The 20,053-nt window shown below is 63.4% G+C and carries 19 protein-coding genes, 1 tRNA gene and 1 riboswitch; of the genes, 10 read left to right on the forward strand and 10 right to left on the reverse strand.

All coding sequences use genetic code 11. The features are described 5' to 3' along the window. Window positions 1-8: 8 nt before the first annotated feature. The 6 genes from EKH49_RS13480 to EKH49_RS13505 form a co-directional block, all read right to left on the reverse strand. Window positions 9-776, reverse strand: a complete 768-nt coding sequence (locus tag EKH49_RS13480) for an amino acid ABC transporter ATP-binding protein (protein ID WP_128471241.1) — start codon at window positions 774-776, stop codon at window positions 9-11. Beyond that, window positions 763-1,428: an ABC transporter permease subunit gene (locus EKH49_RS13485; RefSeq protein WP_128471242.1), complete on the reverse strand. Its 666-nt coding sequence runs from the start codon at window positions 1,426-1,428 to the stop codon at window positions 763-765. The genes EKH49_RS13480 and EKH49_RS13485 overlap by 14 nt, the downstream gene beginning before the upstream one ends. A 73-nt stretch (window positions 1,429-1,501) precedes the next feature. After that, window positions 1,502-2,323: an amino acid ABC transporter substrate-binding protein gene (locus tag EKH49_RS13490; RefSeq protein ID WP_128471243.1), complete on the reverse strand. Its 822-nt coding sequence runs from the start codon at window positions 2,321-2,323 to the stop codon at window positions 1,502-1,504. 86 nt (window positions 2,324-2,409) lie between these two features. Continuing rightward, on the reverse strand, window positions 2,410-3,339 hold the full coding sequence (locus EKH49_RS13495; RefSeq protein WP_128471244.1) for an AEC family transporter: 930 nt from the start codon (window positions 3,337-3,339) through the stop codon (window positions 2,410-2,412). A 66-nt stretch (window positions 3,340-3,405) separates the two neighbouring features. Continuing rightward, window positions 3,406-3,476: transfer RNA gene (locus tag EKH49_RS13500), tRNA-Gly, on the reverse strand. 104 nt (window positions 3,477-3,580) lie between these two features. Then, on the reverse strand, window positions 3,581-4,066 hold the full coding sequence (locus EKH49_RS13505; protein ID WP_128471245.1) for an SseB family protein: 486 nt from the start codon (window positions 4,064-4,066) through the stop codon (window positions 3,581-3,583). A 111-nt stretch (window positions 4,067-4,177) separates the two neighbouring features. Between EKH49_RS13505 and EKH49_RS13510 the strand changes: the two genes are divergently transcribed. Next, window positions 4,178-5,884 (forward strand): fumarate hydratase, encoded by a 1,707-nt coding sequence (locus EKH49_RS13510; protein WP_128471246.1) that lies wholly within the window; start codon window positions 4,178-4,180, stop codon window positions 5,882-5,884. Between the two features lie 120 nt (window positions 5,885-6,004). Here EKH49_RS13510 and EKH49_RS13515 read toward each other — a convergent pair whose 3' ends face one another. Next, window positions 6,005-6,865, reverse strand: coding sequence for a M15 family metallopeptidase (locus EKH49_RS13515; RefSeq protein ID WP_161567527.1), 861 nt, complete (start codon window positions 6,863-6,865; stop codon window positions 6,005-6,007). 189 nt (window positions 6,866-7,054) lie between these two features. Here EKH49_RS13515 and dcd point away from each other — a divergent pair, with 189 nt between their 5' ends. Further along, entirely contained in the window at window positions 7,055-7,636 is a 582-nt protein-coding gene (dcd, locus tag EKH49_RS13520) for a dCTP deaminase (protein WP_128471248.1), read from the forward strand. A gap of 82 nt (window positions 7,637-7,718) precedes the next feature. On the opposite strand, the gene EKH49_RS13525 is transcribed toward dcd, so the two are convergent. Continuing rightward, window positions 7,719-9,038: an MFS transporter gene (locus tag EKH49_RS13525; RefSeq protein WP_128471249.1), complete on the reverse strand. Its 1,320-nt coding sequence runs from the start codon at window positions 9,036-9,038 to the stop codon at window positions 7,719-7,721. A 226-nt stretch (window positions 9,039-9,264) separates the two neighbouring features. On the opposite strand from EKH49_RS13525, the gene EKH49_RS13530 reads away from it, so the two are divergent. Genes EKH49_RS13530 through mnhG form a run of 6 tightly spaced genes read left to right on the forward strand, consistent with a single transcriptional unit; the run spans window position 9,265 to window position 15,583 of the window. Continuing rightward, window positions 9,265-12,231 (forward strand): Na+/H+ antiporter subunit A, encoded by a 2,967-nt coding sequence (locus tag EKH49_RS13530; protein ID WP_128471250.1) that lies wholly within the window; start codon window positions 9,265-9,267, stop codon window positions 12,229-12,231. Further along, complete coding sequence (locus tag EKH49_RS13535) at window positions 12,228-12,677, forward strand: Na(+)/H(+) antiporter subunit C (RefSeq protein ID WP_128471251.1); 450 nt, start codon at window positions 12,228-12,230, stop codon at window positions 12,675-12,677. The genes EKH49_RS13530 and EKH49_RS13535 overlap by 4 nt, the downstream gene beginning before the upstream one ends. Next, window positions 12,674-14,275 carry a Na+/H+ antiporter subunit D gene (locus EKH49_RS13540; RefSeq protein WP_128471252.1) on the forward strand — a complete coding sequence of 534 codons (1,602 nt, stop codon included), beginning with the start codon at window positions 12,674-12,676 and terminating at the stop codon, window positions 14,273-14,275. The genes EKH49_RS13535 and EKH49_RS13540 overlap by 4 nt, the downstream gene beginning before the upstream one ends. Before the next feature lie 11 nt (window positions 14,276-14,286). Beyond that, on the forward strand, window positions 14,287-14,913 hold the full coding sequence (locus EKH49_RS13545) for a Na+/H+ antiporter subunit E (protein WP_330857440.1): 627 nt from the start codon (window positions 14,287-14,289) through the stop codon (window positions 14,911-14,913). 2 nt (window positions 14,914-14,915) lie between these two features. Further along, window positions 14,916-15,182 carry a monovalent cation/H+ antiporter complex subunit F gene (locus tag EKH49_RS13550; RefSeq protein WP_038991741.1) on the forward strand — a complete coding sequence of 89 codons (267 nt, stop codon included), beginning with the start codon at window positions 14,916-14,918 and terminating at the stop codon, window positions 15,180-15,182. After that, window positions 15,182-15,583, forward strand: coding sequence for a monovalent cation/H(+) antiporter subunit G (gene mnhG, locus EKH49_RS13555; RefSeq protein WP_038991739.1), 402 nt, complete (start codon window positions 15,182-15,184; stop codon window positions 15,581-15,583). The genes EKH49_RS13550 and mnhG overlap by 1 nt, the downstream gene beginning before the upstream one ends. 60 nt (window positions 15,584-15,643) lie before the next feature. Here the strand turns inward: mnhG and EKH49_RS13560 are convergent, their stop codons facing one another. Beyond that, window positions 15,644-15,895: a DUF4235 domain-containing protein gene (locus EKH49_RS13560; protein WP_038991737.1), complete on the reverse strand. Its 252-nt coding sequence runs from the start codon at window positions 15,893-15,895 to the stop codon at window positions 15,644-15,646. 75 nt (window positions 15,896-15,970) lie between these two features. After that, a riboswitch (TPP riboswitch) is annotated at window positions 15,971-16,091 on the forward strand. Window positions 16,092-16,105: 14 nt separating this feature from the next. Here EKH49_RS13560 and EKH49_RS13565 point away from each other — a divergent pair. Both EKH49_RS13565 and EKH49_RS13570 read left to right on the forward strand, forming a co-directional pair. Next, the gene (locus EKH49_RS13565) at window positions 16,106-16,762 is read left to right on the forward strand and encodes an ECF transporter S component (RefSeq protein ID WP_442903509.1); all 657 of its coding nucleotides are present in this window, start codon (window positions 16,106-16,108) and stop codon (window positions 16,760-16,762) included. Next, window positions 16,759-19,086 carry an ATP-binding cassette domain-containing protein gene (locus tag EKH49_RS13570; RefSeq protein WP_128471254.1) on the forward strand — a complete coding sequence of 776 codons (2,328 nt, stop codon included), beginning with the start codon at window positions 16,759-16,761 and terminating at the stop codon, window positions 19,084-19,086. The genes EKH49_RS13565 and EKH49_RS13570 overlap by 4 nt, the downstream gene beginning before the upstream one ends. On the opposite strand, the gene EKH49_RS13575 is transcribed toward EKH49_RS13570, so the two are convergent. Then, a complete protein-coding gene (locus EKH49_RS13575; RefSeq protein WP_066141108.1) occupies window positions 19,083-19,958 on the reverse strand; it encodes an aminodeoxychorismate lyase in 876 nt (291 codons plus the stop codon). The two genes, EKH49_RS13570 and EKH49_RS13575, sit on opposite strands and share 4 nt — an antisense overlap. Between the last annotated feature and the right edge of the window lie 95 nt (window positions 19,959-20,053).

Consider the following 20,053-nt stretch of genomic DNA (forward strand, 5'->3'; position numbering starts at 1 on the left):
TATTGCTTTTAGAACGGGTGCAAAAGACGCTGGACGAAACTTTGAGTCCGCGGGTTCCTCGGCGTGCCGAGCACCTGTGCGGCTGGGCCGGTCTCCACGACCACCCCGCCATCCATGAACACCACGGTGTCGGCCACATCCCGGGCGAACGCCAGCTCGTGGGTCACCAGCACCATGGACCAGCCTTCCTGGGCCAATTCCTTGATGACAGTGAGCACTTCGCCGACCAGCTCCGGATCCAGCGCGCTGGTGGGCTCGTCGAAGAGCAGCAAATCAGGCTGCTGCATCAGCGCGCGCACGATTCCTACGCGCTGCTGCTGTCCGCCGGACAGCGAATTCGGGTAGTCATCGGCCTTGGCTTCCAGGCCCACGCGGGCCAGCAGCTTCTTCGCCTCGGCCAGCACCTGGTCCCTGGGACGCTTCTGCACCTCGATCGGACCGATGCTCACGTTCTGCAGGACCGTCAGATGCGGGAACAGGTGGTGCCCCTGGAACACCATCGCAGAGCGATTGCGCAGGATCTGCGCGGACTTGGGCTTCATCCCGGCGCTGAAGGACACTTCCGGGCCGCCGGCGAATCCGACGGAACCGGCATCTGCGATTTCCAGGCCGTTCAGGCAACGCAGGGCGGTGGTCTTACCGGAGCCTGACGGGCCGATCAGGGCCAGCACCTCGCCGGAATGCACGGTGAAGTCGATGCCCTTGAGCACCTGGTTCGCCCCGAACGCCTTGTGCAGGCCGGTGACCGCCAGCAGCGGGGAATTACTTGGCGACATACTTTTCAAGCCTTCCTTCAACAGAGTTTTGCAGGGCCGAAAGCACCAGGCAGATCACCCAGTAGATGGCCGCTGCTTCGCAATAGAGCAGCAGGAACTCATAGGTGGAAGCCGTGATCTCCTGGGCCTTGCGGAACATTTCGGTGACCAGGATGGTGGAGGCCAGCGAGGTGTCCTTGACCAGCGAGATGAACGAGTTCGACAGCGGTGGCACGGCCACCCGGGTTGCCTGCGGCAGGATCAGCCGGTAAAGGGTGCGCGTGCGCGACATGCCAAGGGTGTAGCCGGCTTCCCATTGGCCCCGGGGGACCGAGAGGATTGCCGCACGGATGATCTCAGCGGCGTAGCCGCCGATATTCAGGCTGAAGGCGATGATGGCGCTGGGCCACGGGTCGATGACCAGGCCCACCGAGGGCATGCCGTAGAAGATGACGAACAGCTGCACCAGCAGCGGCGTGCCGCGGATGATGGAGATGTAGATCCGGGCGATCGAGGAGACCACCGGGTTCTTGCTGATCCGCATCAGCGCCATCAGCAAGGCGATGACCAGGCCCAGGGCCATGCTGATCAGGGCCAGCGGAATGGTTGCGGTGATCGCACCGAGGGCCAACGGCCCGAGCGAGTCGAGGAATAATTGCCATTTCGGATCCATGGGCTACCTTTTGCGCAAATGAGACTGGCTCCACGCGTTCTCACGTGTGGAGCCAGTCTACTGATAGTGCTTGCTACTTGCTGACGTCTTCGCCGAAGTACTTCTCGGAGATCTTCGTCAGTTCCCCGTCGGCGCGCAGCTCGTCCAGGGCGGTGTCGATGGCCTTGGCCAGTTCGGTGGAATCCTTTCGCAGGGCGACAGCGGATTCGCTCTTCTGATCGGATTCGGCGGCGATCTTGATGCTGTCATCCGGGTTGGTCTTCTGCGCGTCCAGGAAGGTCAGCTTGTCGTTCACGGTGGCATCGACGCGGCCCTGCTTGAGCAGGGTGATCGACTGGGCCCAGCCTTCAACCGGTTCGACATTCGCACCGGCATCCTTGGCGGTCTCGTAGAAGTTGCTGGTCAGCGACTGCGCGGTGGTCTTGCCCTTGAGCGTGTCGAAGTACGTGATGTCGGTATTGTCGCTCTTGGTCACCACCACGCCGGTGGAGACGGTGTAGGGCTGGGTGAACAGGTACTTCTCTTCGCGTTCAGGGTTGATCGAGACCTGGTTGGCGATGACATCGAAACGGCCGGCATCCAGGCCGGCGAAGATCGCGTCCCACTGGGTCTCCTGGAACTTGACCTCGACGCCCATCTTCTCGCCGACGGCTTCGATCACCTCGACGTCGTAGCCGGTCAGCTCGCTGCCCTCATGGTAGGAAAAGGGGCGGTACGTGCCTTCGGTGCCCACGGTCAGCACGCCGGAATCCTTGACCTTCTTCAAGGTGTCGCCGGTTGCGGCCGTGGTGCCACCCGATGCGCTGGGGGAGGTCGGCGAGCCGGAGGACCCGCAGGCGCTCAATGACAGGGCGATGATTGTGGCGGCAGCCAGCAGGGGTGCAGTGCGCTTCATGATGACCTCACTAGGGGAGCGGATAGAACCAGTAGTCCATACAACACTCTAGTGATGATCGCTTATTCCTGCGGTGCGAAGTTACCTCAGATTCCGAGGATGATCGCCAGCAGCATCATCAGGGGGATCGCGCAGATGGTGGTGACCAGCACCGTGTCCTTCGCGACGACCACCCCGTGGTCGTAGCGCATGGCCGTCACGAAAATGTTCTGCGCGGTGGGCAGGCCGGCCATGATGACCGAGGCCACCAGCAGCTCTCCACGCAATCCGAACACCCAGTAGGCCAGCACCCAGGCCAGGAACGGGTGCAGGAGCAGCTTGGCTGCCGCGGCGATCAGCACGTCGGCGCGGCGGCCGGATTTCTTCTCCAGCGGCTTGGAGCCCACCAGCGAAATGCCGAAAGCCATGAGCATGGCGGGAATCGAGGCACCGGCAATCAGATCGATGGGTTCAAGCACCATCGAAGGCAGCTCGACGCCGGTCAGGGCCACGACCAGGCCGAGCAGCGACCCGATGATCATCGGGTTCTTCGCGGTAGCCAGCAGCAAGGCGATCGGGGTGGTGCGGTGCCGAGAGGTGGTGGCATCCAGCATCGCCAGATTGACCGGCTGGTAGAGGGCCAGCTGGAAGAGGATGATCGGGGCCGCATAGGACATGTCGCCGAGCACGTACAACGCGATGGGCAGCCCCAGGTTCGCGGAGTTCACCGTGGAGGCGGACATCGCGGCGATGATGCTCTCCGATGCCGGACGCTTCAGCGTCCGCACCGTCGCCAGGTAGTAGATCGCCGCGGTCAAGGCCGCGGACAGCGCAGCCACCCAGAGCAGCGGCCCGAGCACGGAGACCGGATCGGAGTCGGCCAGGGTGGTGAACAGCAGGGCCGGGCTGGCCACGAAGAAGGTGACCCGGCTGAGCACGTGGCGGCCCTGGTCGCCGAGGACCCCGGTGCGGCCCACCAGATAGCCGACGAGAATGACGACCCAGATGATGGAGAAGCCTTCGAGGACTCCGGTCATCGTGCTCCTTCGCTGGCTGCAGGGACAGAAACGCCGGAGCACCATTGGTGCCCCGGCGTTCGCTTGAGCGGGCGACGGGAATCGAACCCGCGTATCGAGCTTGGGAAGCTAGCGCTCTACCATTGAGCTACGCCCGCAGTGCTCCGAGCGGCCTATTGACGGCCCGGGCATCAAAAGCATATCCCACGAATCTTGCGCACCGGCAAACGGCACGGGAAATCGTGGCAAAAGTTACGAAATGCTATTCCGGACGCTTCTGGTTGAGCAGCTGTTCGCGCAAAATCGCCACCCCATCAGCAGGGACTTCGAAGCTGAGCTCGTCGCCTGGGTTCACCACGAAGCCGGTGTTCTCCAATGCGCGCACCACGGTGGCGCCCTGGACCTTCACGCCGTAGGGTGCCATGTCGATGTACGAGGAAGGGATGCGCTCCAGGGTGGTGAAGACCGCTACCACCGCTTCGCCCGAAGGGTTGGTGAGCATCATCGGCTGGGCGTTCTTGTTCTCGCCGGTGACCTCTTCGCGGGAGAGGAAGTACACCTCTGCACTCATGAACGCGCCGATGACCGAACCGGAGAGCTCGGGTTTGTTAAGCCCGGCCTGCAGCATCATCTCGAAGTGCGTTTTGGGCTGAGCCCGCTGCTTGTCCATCGGGGTTTCAATGACCGCATCTGGGCCCTGGGCAGGCTTTTGGTTCTCGTGCGCTTCGGAGGCGTTCTCGTTGCTCATGCATTACAGCATGTCGCGATAAACCCTCAGGTGCAAACGGCGAATGCGGTTAATTCGGGGTAAAGGCATAAAATGGCAGGTGAGCACCCACGATTGAATCAAGGACTGAGCATGCCTGAATTCCGTTATGAGGATCTTCTGCCCATCGGCGAAGACACCACCAAATACCGCAAGATTTCCTCCGAAGGCGTCGAGGTTGTCGCCGGCCCGGACGGGAAGAACTTCCTGAAGGTCGCACCGGAAGCGTTGGAGCAGCTGGCCGAGACCGCGCTGCACGACATCTCGCACTACCTGCGCCCGGCCCATCTGCAGCAGCTGCGCAACATCCTCGACGATGAGGAAGCCAGCCCGAACGACAAGTTCGTGGCCTTGGACCTGCTGAAGAACGCGAACATCGCCGCCGGCGGCATCTTGCCGATGTGCCAGGACACCGGCACCGCGATCGTGATGGGCAAGCGCGGCCAGCGTGTGCTCACCGAAGAGCAGGACGAGATCTCGCTCTCGCGCGGCATCTACAACGCCTATACCCGGCTGAACCTGCGCTACTCGCAGCTGGCCCCGATCACCACCTGGGAAGAGAAGGCCACCGGCAACAACCTCCCGGCGCAGATCGACCTGTACGCCAACACCAAGGACGGCGCTGACACCAGCTACAAGTTCCTGTTCATGGCCAAGGGCGGCGGATCGGCCAACAAGTCCTTCCTGTACCAAGAGACCAAGGCGATCCTCAACGAGAACTCGATGCTGAAGTTCCTCGACGAGAAGCTGCGCTCGCTGGGCACCGCTGCGTGCCCTCCGTACCACCTGTCCATCGTCATCGGCGGCACTAGCGCCGAGATGGCGTTGAAGACCGCCAAGTACGGTTCGGCCAAGTACCTGGACTCGCTGCCCACCGAGGGCGCGATGACCGGCCGCGGCTTCCGCGACACCGAGCTGGAAGACAAGGTCCTGGAGCTGACCCGCCACTTCGGCATCGGCGCCCAGTTCGGCGGCAAGTACTTCTGCCATGACGTGCGCGTGGTGCGCCTGCCGCGCCACGGCGCCTCGATGCCGGTGGCCATCGCCGTATCCTGCTCGGCCGACCGCCAGATGCTGGCCAAGATCACCGAGGAAGGCCTGTTCGTCGAGCAGCTGGAAACCGATCCGGCCCGCTTCATGCCGGACGAATCCCACCCTGCCATCGCGGCCCACGACCACGAGACCGATGGCGTCACCGGCACCGGCGGATCGTCCGTGGTGAAGATCGACCTGAACAAGCCGATGGACCAGATCCTGGCCGAGCTGACCAAGTACCCGGTCAAGACCCGCCTGTCGCTGACCGGCCCGCTGGTTGTGGCCCGCGACATCGCGCACGCCAAGATCAAGGAGCGCCTGGACGCCGGCGAAGAGATGCCGCAGTATCTCAAGGACCACCCGGTGTACTACGCAGGTCCTGCCAAGACCCCTGAGGGCATGCCGTCGGGTTCCTTCGGCCCGACCACCGCAGGCCGCATGGACTCCTATGTCGACCAGTTCCAGGCTGCCGGCGGCTCGATGGTCATGCTGGCTAAGGGCAACCGCTCCAAGCAGGTCACCGATGCCTGCAACACCCACGGCGGCTTCTACCTGGGCTCCATCGGCGGCCCGGCTGCACGACTGGCCCAGGATTGCATCAAGAAGGTCGAGGTGCTCGAATACGAGGAGCTGGGCATGGAAGCGATCTGGAAGATCGAGGTCGAGGACTTCCCTGCCTTCATCGTCGTCGATGACAAGGGCGAGGACTTCTTTGCCGAGACGCTGAAGCCGACCTTCACCGGCATCCCAGTGCGCGCGAAGTAGGACTTCAAGCTGCTAGGAGCCGCCAGCGAAAAGCTGGCGGCTCCTTTTCCAGTTCCGGCTGCTTTATCCCGTCGCCGGGAACCAGGTCCGGGCTTGGCAGCGAATCCTGCCCCGGGGTGGCTACTGTGTGAAGCCGAAGCCCCAGTCGCGGTACGGCGGAAGGAAACGCAGGACCAGCAAGTCCTCGTCCACGACAACATCTTCGCCAGCCTTCTGGGATTCTTCCTTCGGCTTTTCGTCCTTGGCCTTTGCCGGTTCCTTCTCGATGGCAACCTCGGCTTCGCTTTGCTTGGCGCTCTCCATCGAGTCGGCGAGCATCTGGTGGTACTCTTCGAAGGTTTCTGCGCCGGAGGCCAACATTGCTTCGGCGTGCTCGGTTCCGATGTAGCGCACATGCCACGGCTCGTACTTGTAGCCGGTGATCTCTTCCTTGCCCTGCGGATAGCGGATGACCAGGCCGTACTCCACCGCGTGCTCGGCGATCCACAAACCGGCCGGAGTCTGGCCGAACTCTGCCTTCAATTCGGCATGGCTGTTGGTGTAGCCCAGATCCGCGGCCAAACCTAGCTGGTGCTCGCTGGTCCCGGGGCGTGCAGAAATGCGCTCGGCATAGGCAGTGCCGTACTTGGCTTGGTACTGGCTGAACAGCACCGCCTGGCGCTCGTAGGAACGGTAGGCGCTGAGCAGCTTGATCGAGTGGCCAGCCGCGCGTGCGTCGGCAATGAGCGCTTCGACCGCCTTGGCTGCCTCGGGTCGCAGGGTCATCGAGCTGCCGGCAACACTCACCAGCTTGCCTGGAACGTAGTCTTCTGGCGAAAGCTTCGTGCTGGGGTTGATCAGGGCCAAGGGGCTCGATGCCTTCGTCAGCTGCGAGCTCTCTACCGCAGGCAGATCCTCAGCCGGCGCAGCGAATGCGGCGGTGCCGGAGAGCAACAGTGCCGAAGCGAGAACGGTGCCAGTCAGCGCGGAGGCTAGACGCATCTTGAATAAACCCTTGTGTTGCGGAGCGATGATGGGAAAACCCAACTTAACGATAGCTGGAAACACTGGGTATTTGGTGAGAAATCCGCCACCAGCGGGTGAACAGGAAGCGCCCGCGGGAATCGACTCACCGTACATATTTGGCCCAATAGTTCGGCTGCCGGGGAAAGTCAGGATAAATTTATATCCGTGTTGTATTCAGATGGTGATATTCGTCGAGAAATAGCGTCAGGTGAGATCGGGCTGGAGCCCTTCGAGCCGGCGATGGTCCAGCCCGCATCCGTGGATGTTCGACTTGACCGGTTCTTCCGGCTTTTCGACAACCACAAGTATGCGCACATCGACCCTTCTGTGGAGCAAGACGAGCTCACCCGCCTGGTCGAGGTCGACTCCGATGAGCCATTCATCCTGCACCCGGGCGAATTCGTGCTCGGCTCGACCTATGAAGTGGTGACCTTGGGCCACGGCGTGGCGGCCCGCCTGGAGGGCAAGAGCTCCCTGGGACGGCTCGGACTGTTAACCCACTCCACCGCAGGCTTCATCGATCCGGGCTTCTCCGGCCACGTCACCTTGGAACTGTCCAACATGGCAACCCTGCCCATCAAGCTGTGGCCCGGTTCGAAGATCGGCCAGCTGTGCTTCTTCAAGCTGACCTCGGACACCGAGCACCCTTATGGTTCCGGCCCCTACGGCAACCGCTACCAGGGCCAGCGCGGCCCAACGGCTTCACGCAGTCACCTGAACTTCCACCGGACGAGCATCGAGAACTAGCGACAGCGCGCCTGGTCCTCTCGCAAACGGCGCTGGCTCCCAACGATTGTCGGGAGCCAGCGCCGTTTGCACTCGGGTTCGCTCAGGAGGCCTTCTTCGGCGCGCGGATCGGCAGGAGCAGCAGCAGGCCGAGAGCCAGGACCACCAGGATGCCCAGGATGCCGTAGCGCTGAGCTTCACCGGATGCCACCAGCGGGGTGGCGATGGCGATGGCCCCGGCGAACAGTGCAGGTGCCAGGAAGGACACAGCGCGGCCGGTCGTCGCGTACAAGCCGAAGAGTTCCCCTTCGCGCCCTTCGGGAATCAAGCGCGAGAGGTAGGAACGTGAAGCTGCCTGTGCCGGTCCGACGAACAGGCACAGCAGCAGGCCGAAGATCCAGAAACCTGTGGCTTCGGGCGAGAAGAAGACGCCGGCGCCGGACAGCAGCAGGCCGATGAGCGAACCGACAATGACAGCCTTCGGTCCCGCCCAGTCATCGACCTGGCCGCCAAGCACGGCACCTAGGGCGGCAACCACGTTGCCGACGATCGCGAAGATGATCACTTCGGTCAATTCGAAACCGAAGGTGCCGGCGGCAATGACTCCGCCGAAGGTGAAGATCGCTGCCAGCCCGTCGCGGAAGACGGCCGACGAGCACAGGAAGAACAGCAGGTTGCGGTCGCTGCGCCACAGTTCCTTGATGTTATTGAACAGCACCTTGTAGGTCTGCGCCAAAGGGATCTTCGTTGAAATGCTCGGCGGTGCTTCAGGGATCACGAAGAACAGCGGCAGCGCGAAGAGCAGGCACCATGCGGCGGAGAATATTGCCACCCAGCGCAGGTTCAGTGATTCGTCGGTATTGGCACCCGGCCATTCCACAATGGGCTGCACGAACAGGAAGAGCACCAAGGCGAGGGCGAGGATGCCGCCGACATAGCCCATGCCCCAGCCGAAGCCGGAGACCTTGCCGACCGTTGCCTTGGTGGAAATCTGGTTCAGCACCGCGTTGTAGTTCACGCCGGCGAATTCGCCGACGACAGACATGCCTGCGATGAGAATAGCGCCGAACCAGAGGTAGGAAGGGTCGGGGTAGACGAAGAAGCAGGCCGCGCAGATCACCACGAGAATCAGCGTGTTGACCACGATCCACAGCTTGCGCCGTCCGGCAACATCGGCCCGGAGCCCGGTAACTGGCACCAGCAGGGCGATGGCCAAACCGCCGACGGCCAGTGCCTGCGAGAGCACCAGTGAAGCATGATCGGTATCGCCAAAAAGCTCGCTGGTCAGATAGACGGTGAAGACGAAGGTAATCATTACCGCGTTGATCGCGGCTTGGCCCCAGTCCCAGCTGGCCCAGGCCCAGGTGTACTTGTTAAGCCACTTTTCACGAATCGCTGACGGTTCGACCTGATTGATTCCCATGCTGGCATCGTACCGGCAACTGGTAATCAGGGAATGAATAGGAACGACTTTTTAGAAAAAATCGAGCGATTCAGAAAATCAGCTGGTTGCGGAAAACGCGGGGAATATTCCTTAAATGACACATTCCTGCAATGGCAGGCAGCTGCTGGCTGATAAAATTACAGATGCAGACGCTTTTTGCGGCGTTCTGGATACTCTGCCCACCACCAGCCGACAGAGGAAATGCGTGCTAATAATTCTCACTGCGCTGTTTGTGACCGCTCTTTTATGCCCACTGATATTCAGGGCCCTGAAGCGTAACGGTTTCTACGTTGTGGCGGTCGTGCCGGCAGTGGGATTCATTTGGTTGCTGACCCGCATGCCTACGGTGCTTTCCGCCGACAATTCCCTGGCCAATGGTGCGCCGAATGCTCCGCCATCGGTTCAGATGGAATGGATTCCCGGGCTGAACATCGCCCTGAACTTCCGCATGGATTCCTTGGCCGCGACAATCCTGTTGCTGATCCTGGGCGTGGGCGCGCTGGTGCTGTTCTATTGCGCCCGCTACTTCAAGAATGATGATCCGCAGATCGGCGGCTTCGCGGCGAAGATGGTAGCTTTCGCCGGGGCCATGACCGGACTGGTGACGGCAGATGACATCATCATCATGTTCATCTTCTGGGAAATCACCAGTGTCCTTTCCTACTTGCTGATCGGTTTCAGCCAGGCTCTGATCACCGCGCGCCGTTCGGCCATGAACGCCCTGATCATCACGACCCTCGGCGGTCTGGTGATGCTCGGCGGCATCCTGATGCTTGGTGCGGCGGCCGGCAGCTACCAGCTGTCGGAAATCATGGCGTCGGCCGATGCACTGGTGGCGATGGGGACCTTCACCGATGTTGCGGTGGCGCTGATCATCGTCGGGGCGATCTCCAAGTCGGCCCTGGTGCCCTTCCACTTCTGGCTGCCTGGTGCCATGGCGGCCCCGACTCCGGTCTCCGCGTACCTGCACGCGGCGGCCATGGTCAAGGCCGGCGTCTACCTGATCGCGCGCCTGGCCCCCGGCTTTGCCGAGACCGCGCTGTGGGCACCCATGACCGTGGGCATCGGCATTCTGACCATGCTCATCGGCGGCTACCGGGCGCTCAAGCAATACGACCTCAAGCTGATCCTCGCGTTCGGCACGGTCTCGCAGCTGGGCTTCATCATCGCGGTCTTCGGCTTCGGCACCCCCGAAGCCGCCTTCGCGGCACTGGCCATGACCCTGGCGCACGGCCTGTTCAAGGCGACGCTGTTCTTGAGCGTGGGCATCATCGACCACAACACCGGTACGCGTGATATCCGCAAACTCACCGGTTTGGGCCGGGCCATGCCGATCCTGGCCACGACCACCGGCATTGCCGCCGCCTCCATGGCTGGCGTGCCGCTGCTGTTCGGCTTTGTCGCCAAGGAAGCTGTCTACGAGGCAGCCCTGCACCTGGATACCGGGTGGTCGCTGGCGGCGCTCATCGGCATCCTGCTCGGCGCGGCGCTGACCATGGCCTATTCGCTGCGCTTCTTCTTCGGCGCGTTCGGCGTGAAGAAGAAGCTGCCTGCGCTGCAGTGCAAGGCCCCGACGCTGATCTTCCTGGCCCCCTTGCTGGTTCTGTCGGCGGCAACGCTGTTCCTGGGGCTCTACCCGCAGCTGGTGGAGCCGTTGGCCATCCACTGGTCGGCCGCGCAGGGCGGACCGGGCAAGATGCACTTGCTGCCCTTCGCCGGCTTCAACGCGGCCCTCGGGCTGAGTGCCGTTTCCGTGGCCCTGGGCCTGTGCTTCTTCTGGCTGCGCCACCGCACCGACACCGGCGCCCCGCTGCGCCGGATGGTCACCTCAGCCGAGGAGATCTATCGCATGTCGGTGAACGTACTGGACAAGGCGGCCATTTGGATCACCGGCCGCACCCAGCGCGGTTCGCTGTCCTTCTACCTGGGTGTCATCCTGGTCGTGGTACTGGTGATTCCGCTGGCCATCGCGCTGACCGTCTACACCCCGTGGCCGACGAACTGGATCATTGCCGACCATCCGGCGCAGCTGCTGATCGGTGCGGTGATCATCGCCGGTGCGGTGGTTGCCATTACCGCGCCGAAGCGCTTCATGGCGGTGCTGATGGTTTCGGTAACCGGCTATGGCATGGTCGCGATCTTCGCCCTGCAAGGTGCCCCCGACCTGGCACTGACCCAGCTGCTGGTGGAGACCATCGTGCTGGTCTCCTTCGTGCTCGCCCTGCGTGCCTTGCCCAAGCGGCTGTGGGTCGGACTGACCAAGATCAAATGGGGCCGGGCGATCCTGGCGATCTCACTGGCCTTGATGGTCGTCTACATCGCCATCGCGATGATGGCCGCGCGCACCGAGGCACGCATTTCCCTGGCTTGGCCCGATCTGGCCTACTACGACGGATTCGGCAAGAACATCGTCAACGTGGCCCTGGTGGATATGCGCGTGTGGGATACCTTCGGCGAAATTACCGTGCTGGCGGCGGCAGCCACCGGTGTGGCGTCGCTGATCTTCGCCGGACGAAGCTTCGGCAACCGGGTACGCGCCCACCACGTGGCTCCGGGCAGCATCGACGCCGGCTCCGAAGCCATCGGCACCAAGGACTCGAAGGAAACCGAACTGCGCATCGCCCGGCGTTTCGCTTCCAGCTCCAACCAGGACTGGCTGATGGCCGGCAACACGCTCGTCGCTGAACGCCGCTCGATCATTTTCGAAGTTGTCACCCGGCTGATGTTCCACACCGTGCTGATCATGTCGGTGTACACGCTGCTGACCGGTCACAACACCCCGGGCGGTGGCTTTGCGGGCGGGCTGATTGCGGGCTTGGCGCTGACCATCCGCTACCTGGCCGGAGGCCGCGTGGAACTGTCCGAGTCAATGCGCATCGCTCCGGGCATGCTGATTGGCGGTGGCATTGCGCTGGCCGGCTTGGCCGGCATCGTGCCGCTGCTGCTGGGCGATGGCATCTTCACCACTTATGCCCTGGAATTCTGGTTCTTCGGCGAGCACAAGTTCGTTTCCTCAACGATTTTCGATATTGGAGTGTATCTGGTGGTCCTTGGCCTCGTGCAGGATGTGCTGCGTTCCCTGGGCAGCGAAATCGATTCGCTGTCCGAGGGCCGCAGCCCGGTGGACCGCCACGATGAAATCCAGGCATCACGGACAGGAGTTGGCCGATGAGCGTGAATATCACCTTCCTCGTCGTCACCGGCGTGCTGCTGGCCGCCGGCTTCTACCTGGTGCTCGAACGCACCCTGACCCGTGTGCTGCTGGGCATCATGCTGCTGGGCAACGGCATCAACCTGCTGCTCCTCACCAGTGGCGGCCGCAAGGGAGTGGCACCGCTGTTCAACCCCGAGGTGCCCGCGGACGAGTATTCCGATCCGCTGCCGCAGGCGCTGATCCTCACAGCGATCGTGATCACCTTCGCAGTGACCGCGTTCCTGCTCGCGATGATCTACCGGTCCTGGACCTTGACCAGCGCCGATGAGCTCACCGATGACACCGAAGATATCAAGGTGTCCCAGAAGACCGCCTACGACGAGGAAGAGGACTCGCCGGTGGCTGAGGACACGACCGAATTCGTCGATGAAGAAGGCCGCCCAGTGCGCGAGGGGGAAGAGTGAATTTCCTGGATCTAGCCCCGTTGGCTGTGGTGCTGCCGATCTTCGGCGCCGGTGCCGCGTTCCTGGCCCGCCGCCAGGTCCGCATGCAGCGCCTGATCACTATCGGCATCCTCACCCTGACCCTGGTGCTCGAAGCCGGGATGCTCGCCGCCGTGTGGGGCGGGGAAAGCTACGCCATCCACATTGGCGGCTGGGACTCGCCTTTCGGCATCGCGCTGATGGTCGACGGGTTCAGCTCGTTCATGCTGCTGGTCTCCACGGTTGTTTCGCTCGCCGTGCTGCTCTTCGCCACCAGCCAGGGCCTGGCCGATGGCGATGAGCCCGGACCGGTGTCGATTTTCCATCCGGCCTACCTGATCCTGCTCGCCGGCGTGTCCAACGCCTTCCTGGCAGCCGACCTCTTCAACCTGTATGTCGGATTCGAAATCCTGCTCACCGCCAGCTATGTGCTGCTGACTCTGGGCGGCACCGCTGAACGCATCCGCGCCGGCACCACCTATGTGGTGGTATCGGTGGTCTCCTCGGTGATCTTCCTGATGGCCATCGCGATGATCTACGCGGCCACCGGCACGGTGAACATGGCAGACCTTGCGGTGAAGCTGCCTGAATTGGGCCAGGGCCCGCAGCTGATCCTGCATGTGCTGCTGCTGATCGCCTTCGGCATCAAGGCCGCGGTCTTCCCGCTGTCGCTGTGGCTTCCGGACTCCTACCCGACCGCGCCGGCACCGGTCACCGCTGTGTTCGCCGGGCTGCTGACCAAGGTGGGCGTCTACGCGATAGTCCGCACCGAAACCCTGCTCTTCCCGGGCGGCTCGGTCAACGCCGGCCTGCTGGTGGTGTCCGCGCTGACCATGGTCATCGGCATTCTCGGTGCGCTGGCGCAGACGGACTTCAAGCGCATGCTCTCCTTCACGCTGACCAGCCACATCGGCTACCTGATCTTCGGCGTGGCAGTGGGCGGGCCGCTGGCCATCGCCGCGACCATCTACTATGTCGGCCACCACATCATCGTGCAGACCTCGCTGTTCATGGTGGCGGGCCTGATCGAACGCCGTGCCGGCAGCTCGAATGTCACCCGGCTCGGTTCGCTGGCCAAGCTGTCCCCGGCGCTCTCCCTGCTCTTCTTCATCCCGGCCATCAACCTGGGCGGCATCCCGCCATTCTCCGGGTTCCTGGGCAAGTTCGGGTTGCTGCATGCTGCCGCGCAGGACGCCGACCCGCTGACCTGGGTAGTGATCGGCGCCGGGCTGCTGACCAGCCTGCTGACCCTGCTGGCGATCATCCGCGTGTGGGCCCGCGTGTTCTGGCGCCGTGCCGCCGATGCCGAGGTGCCCAACCAGGAGCTGGTGGCCGAAGCGACGCAGGTCGCCGACGAGACGCTGGCCGGCGGTGCGCAGAACCCGCGCCTGGGCTTGAAGCTGGCCAAGCGGCTGGAAGCCGACTCCTTGCCCTGGGGCATGCGCTATGCCACCGGTTCGCTGGTGCTGGCGGGCATCGCCCTGACCGTCTTTGCCGGGCCGATCTTCGAATTCTGCGAGCGGGTGGCCGCTGAGCTGATCGCCCGCGAACCATATATCAGCTCGATCTTGCCATTCTGATTGGAGGGATGATGCCGAACAAGAACTTTGAACCGCGCGACCAGCGCATCGATGATGCGCTGGATACCTCCGGCGTGCGCCACCGTGCGACACTCAGGCAGGAGTGGCCGCTCCTGCTGCTGCTGCTCTTCGTCTGGGGCGCCCTCTGGCAGGACTTCTCGCTGGCGAACATGATCTTCGGGGCGGTCATTGCGCTGGTGATCGTGAACCTGTTCCCGCTGCCGCCGGTGGTCCTTTCGGGCCGGATCAACCTCTGGTACTGCGTGAAGCTGTTCATCTGGTTCCTCGGTCAGGTTGTCGCGGCCAGCGTCCACGTGGCCTGGCTGGCAGTGGCCCGCGGGAAGAGCACCCGCAGCGCGATCATCGCCGTCCCGCTGCGCACCGGCTCGGACCTGATCGTGATGACCGTGGGCCACGTGCTCACGCTGATCCCGGGATCCTTCGTGATCGACGTGGACCGCAGCTCGTCGACCCTGTACCTGCACTACATCGACATCCAGTCGCCGGAGGATGTGGAGACGGCACGGGCAGCTATCCGGGACATCGAACGCCGGCTGATCATGGCCATCGGCAGCCGTGACGAGTACGAGGCGATCAAGAGCGAATGCGGACCGGACTTCGCTGCGAGGAAGGGGTAAACATGCTGGATATCGTCATCTGGATCTGCGGCATCATGCTCGGGCTGGGTGCCATCGCCTGCCTGATCCGGGTTGCCAAGGGTCCGTCAATCCTTGACCGGGTGCTTGCCTTGGACGTGATGCTGCTGATCATCTCCGCCGCCCTGTGCCTGGAGATGGTGCTGCACAAGCACACCGACTACCTGCTGTTCGTGGTTGCCGCGTGCATGCTCGGCTTCATCGGCTCGGTGACCGTCTCACGCTTCGTCTCGGATCAGAGGAATGCCTAATGGAACTCTTCCTCGATATCCTCGTCGCCATCCTGCTGATCCTCGGCTGCCTGATGTCCTTGATCGCAGGCATCGGCTTGCTCACCTTCCCGGACATGCTCACCCGCATGCACGCGGCCACCAAGCCGCAGGTGCTCGGCTTCCTGCTGATCTTCGCCGGGTTGGCCATCTACCTGCGCAGCTGGGCGGTGATCCCGGTCCTCGCGTTGGCTTGGGGCATGCAGCTGCTGACAGCGCCGGTTTCCGCCCACATGATCGGCCGTTCCGGCTACCGCACCAAGCACGCGGCCAAGGAAACCCTGTTCTCCGATGAGCTCAGCCTTGTGGTCAACAGGGTCAATGGCGCACCGCCCACCGGAGCAACACCGATGTCCAAGGCCGAAGCGCCAGAGGACAAGTAATGCGAAAAGAGCGGGGGCAGTTCAGCTGAACTGCTCCCGCTCTCGGCTTGCCGCCGAAGCCTATTTGGTGAACTTGGCAACAACCTTGTTGGCGCTGCGGTCGGCCACGGTCTGCATGATCGCTGCCACCAGGGCCGAGACGATCGCGAAGCCCAATGCGCGGCGGAAGGACGCTTCAGCCGCTTCCTCGGTGCCCTTGCGTGGCGCTTTGCTGCCGGTTGCCTTCAACCAAATGAAATCAACCAGCTTGCCACCGAGCATGCCCGCGCCAACGGTGATTCCGGTAGTGACAAGTTTCTGCACTTTATCCATTTTTTCCTCGCGATCAAGCTCGTGACACATCGTTCCTCTGCCCAGCATACCTGCGGTATGGTGGGGGAGCAGTAATTATTCCGACAGGGGAGCGTCAGACTTCTACGAAGTCGCAGGACGCTGAGAGTGCGATGGATCGCAGACCCTCGAACCTGCCCCGGCTAGTACCGGCGAAGGAAGTCGAGCATCTCGGATGCGGATAGGCGCAGCATGCCCTCATTCCGTGCATCCCCCCTCCTTTCCATAGGAGGACCAACAGTGAACGAAACAATTTCGAAGCATCGTACCGGCTGGCGTGTCGTCGATATCGTCGTGGCATCGGTGATCGCCGTGGCTTCAGGAGTCATTTTCTGGGCATGGAGTGCCGGCTATGGCCTGTTTTCGCTGGCCTTCGCGGCTTTCCCTCCAGCCACCGCGCTGCTCACCGGCATGTGGCTGTTCCCCGCGGTGCTCGGCGCATTGATCATCCGCAAGCCTGGCGCCGCGATCTACTGCGAGCTGCTGGCCGCCGTGGTTGAAGCGCTGCTCGGCTCGCACTATGGGTTGACCGTGCTGATCTCCGGCCTGGTCCAAGGCCTGGGCGCGGAGCTGGTCTTCGCGGCATTCCGCTACCGCAAGTGGAACCTGGGCGTGGCACTTCTGGCAGGCCTGTTCTCCGGCCTGTTCGCCGGCATTACTGAGGCATACATCCTGGCCTACTACGTCGAGTACACCGCCGGGATGAAGATCTTCCACGTGATCGCCACCGGTGTTTCCGGTCTGGTCATCGCCGGGCTGCTGTCCTGGCTGGCCACGCGCGGACTGGCGAAGACCGGTGCCCTGAGCGCACTGGCGAGCCGGCGTGCACACCTGGAAACCGCAAAATGAGTTCAGTTGCCAATTCCGATGCCGCCTCGCTGACCCAGCGCGGAGCGTCAATCACCGCAACTGGTTTCGGCTGGCAGCACTCGGAGCGGCAGGAACCTGCCATCTCGGGGCTGGATCTGCAGATCCACGCCGGTGAAAAGGTGCTGCTGCTCGGTCCATCCGGTGCTGGCAAGTCGACGTTGCTGCATGCAATGGCCGGGCTGCTGGAAGCCGATGAGGATCAGCAGCTTGCCGGCCAGCTGCTGATTGATGGCAACGATGCGTTCAGCCGGAGCCACCCGGTGGGCTTGATGCAGCAGGACCCGGAAACCCAGGTCGTGCAAAGCAGGGTCGCCGATGATGTGGCCTTCGGAGCGGAGAACCTCGGGATGGATCCGGGCGTGATCCGCCAGCAGATCCCCGAAGTGCTGGACGCGGTCGGATTGGGCGCGCTGTCCTTCGACCACCGCACCCAGCAGCTCTCCGGCGGGCAGAAGCAGCGCTTGGCCCTGGCTGGCATCCTGGCCATGGAACCCGGCCTCATGCTGCTCGATGAACCGACCGCCAACGTGGACCCGCAGAGCATCGGGCCGTTGCGCGATGCGGTGCTGAACGCCGCGAAGCTATCCGGTGCCACGCTGGTTGTGGTCGAGCATCGGCTCGAAGCCTGGGCAGAGCATATGGACCGGGTTATCGTGCTGGAACCGGGCGGGGGAGTCGCGCACGACCTGGATCCGCGTCAGCTGTACACCGAAGAACCCGTGCGCCAGGAGCTGGCTGCCGCCGGGCTATGGGTTCCCGGATATGTTCCGCAGGTGGCACCGGCCGAGAACCTTGCCGGAGCTATGCTGCTGGAAGCGCGGCAGCTGGTTTGCGCCCGCACGGCTACCGCGCCGCATACCCAGGCGGTGGATATGGAAGTGCAGGCGGGCACCGCGACGGTGATTCTCGGCGAGAACGGCGCCGGCAAATCGACGCTGGCCCTGGCCCTGGGCGGTTTGCTGTCCCCGGCCGGCGGCGAGCTGACGGCCACCGCGCAACTGGCTGACGGCCTGGGCAGTTCCCCGTTTGCCTGGAAAGCCGGTGCACTGATCGGGCGGATCGGCTCGGTCTTCCAGGAGCCCGAACACCAGTTCGTGACGCAGAGCGTCCGCGAAGAGCTGGCTTTCGCACCCAGCCGTGCGCAGGCGAGCAGCGCCAACGCGCCGAAGTACGACCCGGCCCAGGTCCAGGCGCGCGTCGATGCGTTGCTTGAACGCTTGGGGTTGGCGCATTTGGCTGAGGCGAATCCGTTCACGCTCTCCGGCGGAGAGAAGCGCCGGCTGTCCGTGGCCACCGTTTTGGCAGCCGCGCCAGAGGTGCTGATCCTCGACGAGCCGACGTTCGGGCAGGATGCGAACACCTGGCGGGAGCTGGCCGGGTTGCTGGTCGAAGAGCTGCAGCAGGGCACTGCGATCATTGCAGTCACCCACGATGAGCATTTTGCCTCGGTGCTCCAGGCCAACCAGCTGGTGCTCGCTTCCGGCACCCCGGATGCTGATGCCCCGCGCCAAGGGCCGGTGCTCGATGCGCCGGTAGGGCACAGCTGGCTGGCGAAGATCAATCCGCTGGCCAAGCTGGGTGCGGTGGCCGCGGCAACGCTGCCGCTGATCACCACCTTGGATTGGGTCTCGGCACTGGTGATTATCCTGGCGACCGTGGTGTTCTTCCCGCTGGCCGGGCTGAGCCTGCTGAAATTCCTCAAGCGTGCGTGGCCGTTGCTGCTTGCCGGGATCTTCGCGGCCTGGGGCATTGCCCTGGTGGGCCAGGACAGCGGCATGGTGTACGCGCAATTCGGCGCCTTCAGCATCACCGAGGGATCGGTAGCCGGCGGCATCGCCACCGGACTGCGCGCCTTCGCACTGGCCATCCCGTGCATCTTGCTGCTGGCCACCACGAACCCCAGCGATTTGGGCGGGGCGCTGTCCCAGCAGCTGAAGGTCCCGCACCGGTTTGTGCTCGGGGCGCTGGCAGGCATGCGATTGCTCGGGCTGATGGTGGAAGAATTCACCACGCTCAGCCTGGCCCGGCGTGCTCGCGGTGTCGGAAACTTCGGCACCGTGGGCCAGCGCATCAGGGCAACCCTCGGCCAGGTGCTGGCGTTGCTGGTGCAGGCGATACGCCGCGCCGGACGGCTGGCAACCACGATGGAGGCCAAGGGGTTCGGCACGGCCAAGCGCACCTGGATTCGCACGGCCACCTTCACCTGGCGTGATGGCATGGTGCTGGCAACCGGAATCCTGCTTGGCACGGCCGCCATGGCTGCGGCCGTGCTGGCAGGGACCTACAACCTGGTGTGGTCCTAGCGGATTGCGTCGCTCAGGGCGCTGAGCTCCTCATGGAGCTCGGCGTCCAGCCGCAACGGCTTGGCGTCGATGGTGCGCACCGGGGTGAGCAGGCGGATCGATGACACCAGCCACACGCCGTCGGCCTGGTACAGGTCTTCAGGGCGCAGCGGGCCATAGCCCAGCTCCCAGCCGTCCTGCGCCGCGGCATCGAAGATCGCGCTTTGCGTGGTGCCTGGCAGAATGCCGGTTTCCAGCATCGGGGTGAGCAGCCGCTTGGTCTCGCCATCGCGCTGGGCAACCAGCACGGTCGAGGTCGGAGCTTCGAGGATGATGCCGTCAGCCGAAGTGAAGATGACATCATGGGCGCCGTGCTTGTGCGCGTAGCGCAGGGCGGCCATGTTGATCGAATAGGAGAGGGTCTTGGCGCCCATCATGAGCCATGGTGCGCGTTCGGCCAGCTTCGAGTCGTAGCCGCGATCCAGCAGCAGGACGTCCACGCCGGTTTCGCGCTGTTCCTTGCCCAGCGCCGGTGCCGGGGTGACGGTGACCCAGCAAATGGCGGGATCGCTGTCGTGCTCGCCGCGTGCAGCAACCAGCTTCACCACGGCCTCTTCGGCGCCGCCGGTGGCGTCGAAGTCGGCCACCGCGGTGTCGACCGCGGCATACCAGCTGCGCGAATCGGGGATGGCCAAGTCTGCGACTTCAGCAGAGATTGCCAACCGTGCCAGATGCGCTTCGAATTTGCGGACGGCCTGGTTGGTGTAGAGCATCGATTCGAAGATGCCATCACCTCGCGTGACTCCCTGTGCGGTGACCAGAAGTTGCGGTGCGGTGATATCGGCAAGACGTCCAGCCGGATAGGCAGGATCCAAGAATACAAGTGAGCTCATAAAGACAGATTATCGAACCCCAGCGTCTTCTGCGTGATTTCTGCGGGCGGAGATTCAGACAAGCAGGGGATTGTTCGATAAGCTAAGCGAAGGAT

This window comes from Glutamicibacter sp. HZAU, assembly GCF_004100365.1.
GTDB classification, from domain to species: domain Bacteria; phylum Actinomycetota; class Actinomycetes; order Actinomycetales; family Micrococcaceae; genus Glutamicibacter; species Glutamicibacter nicotianae.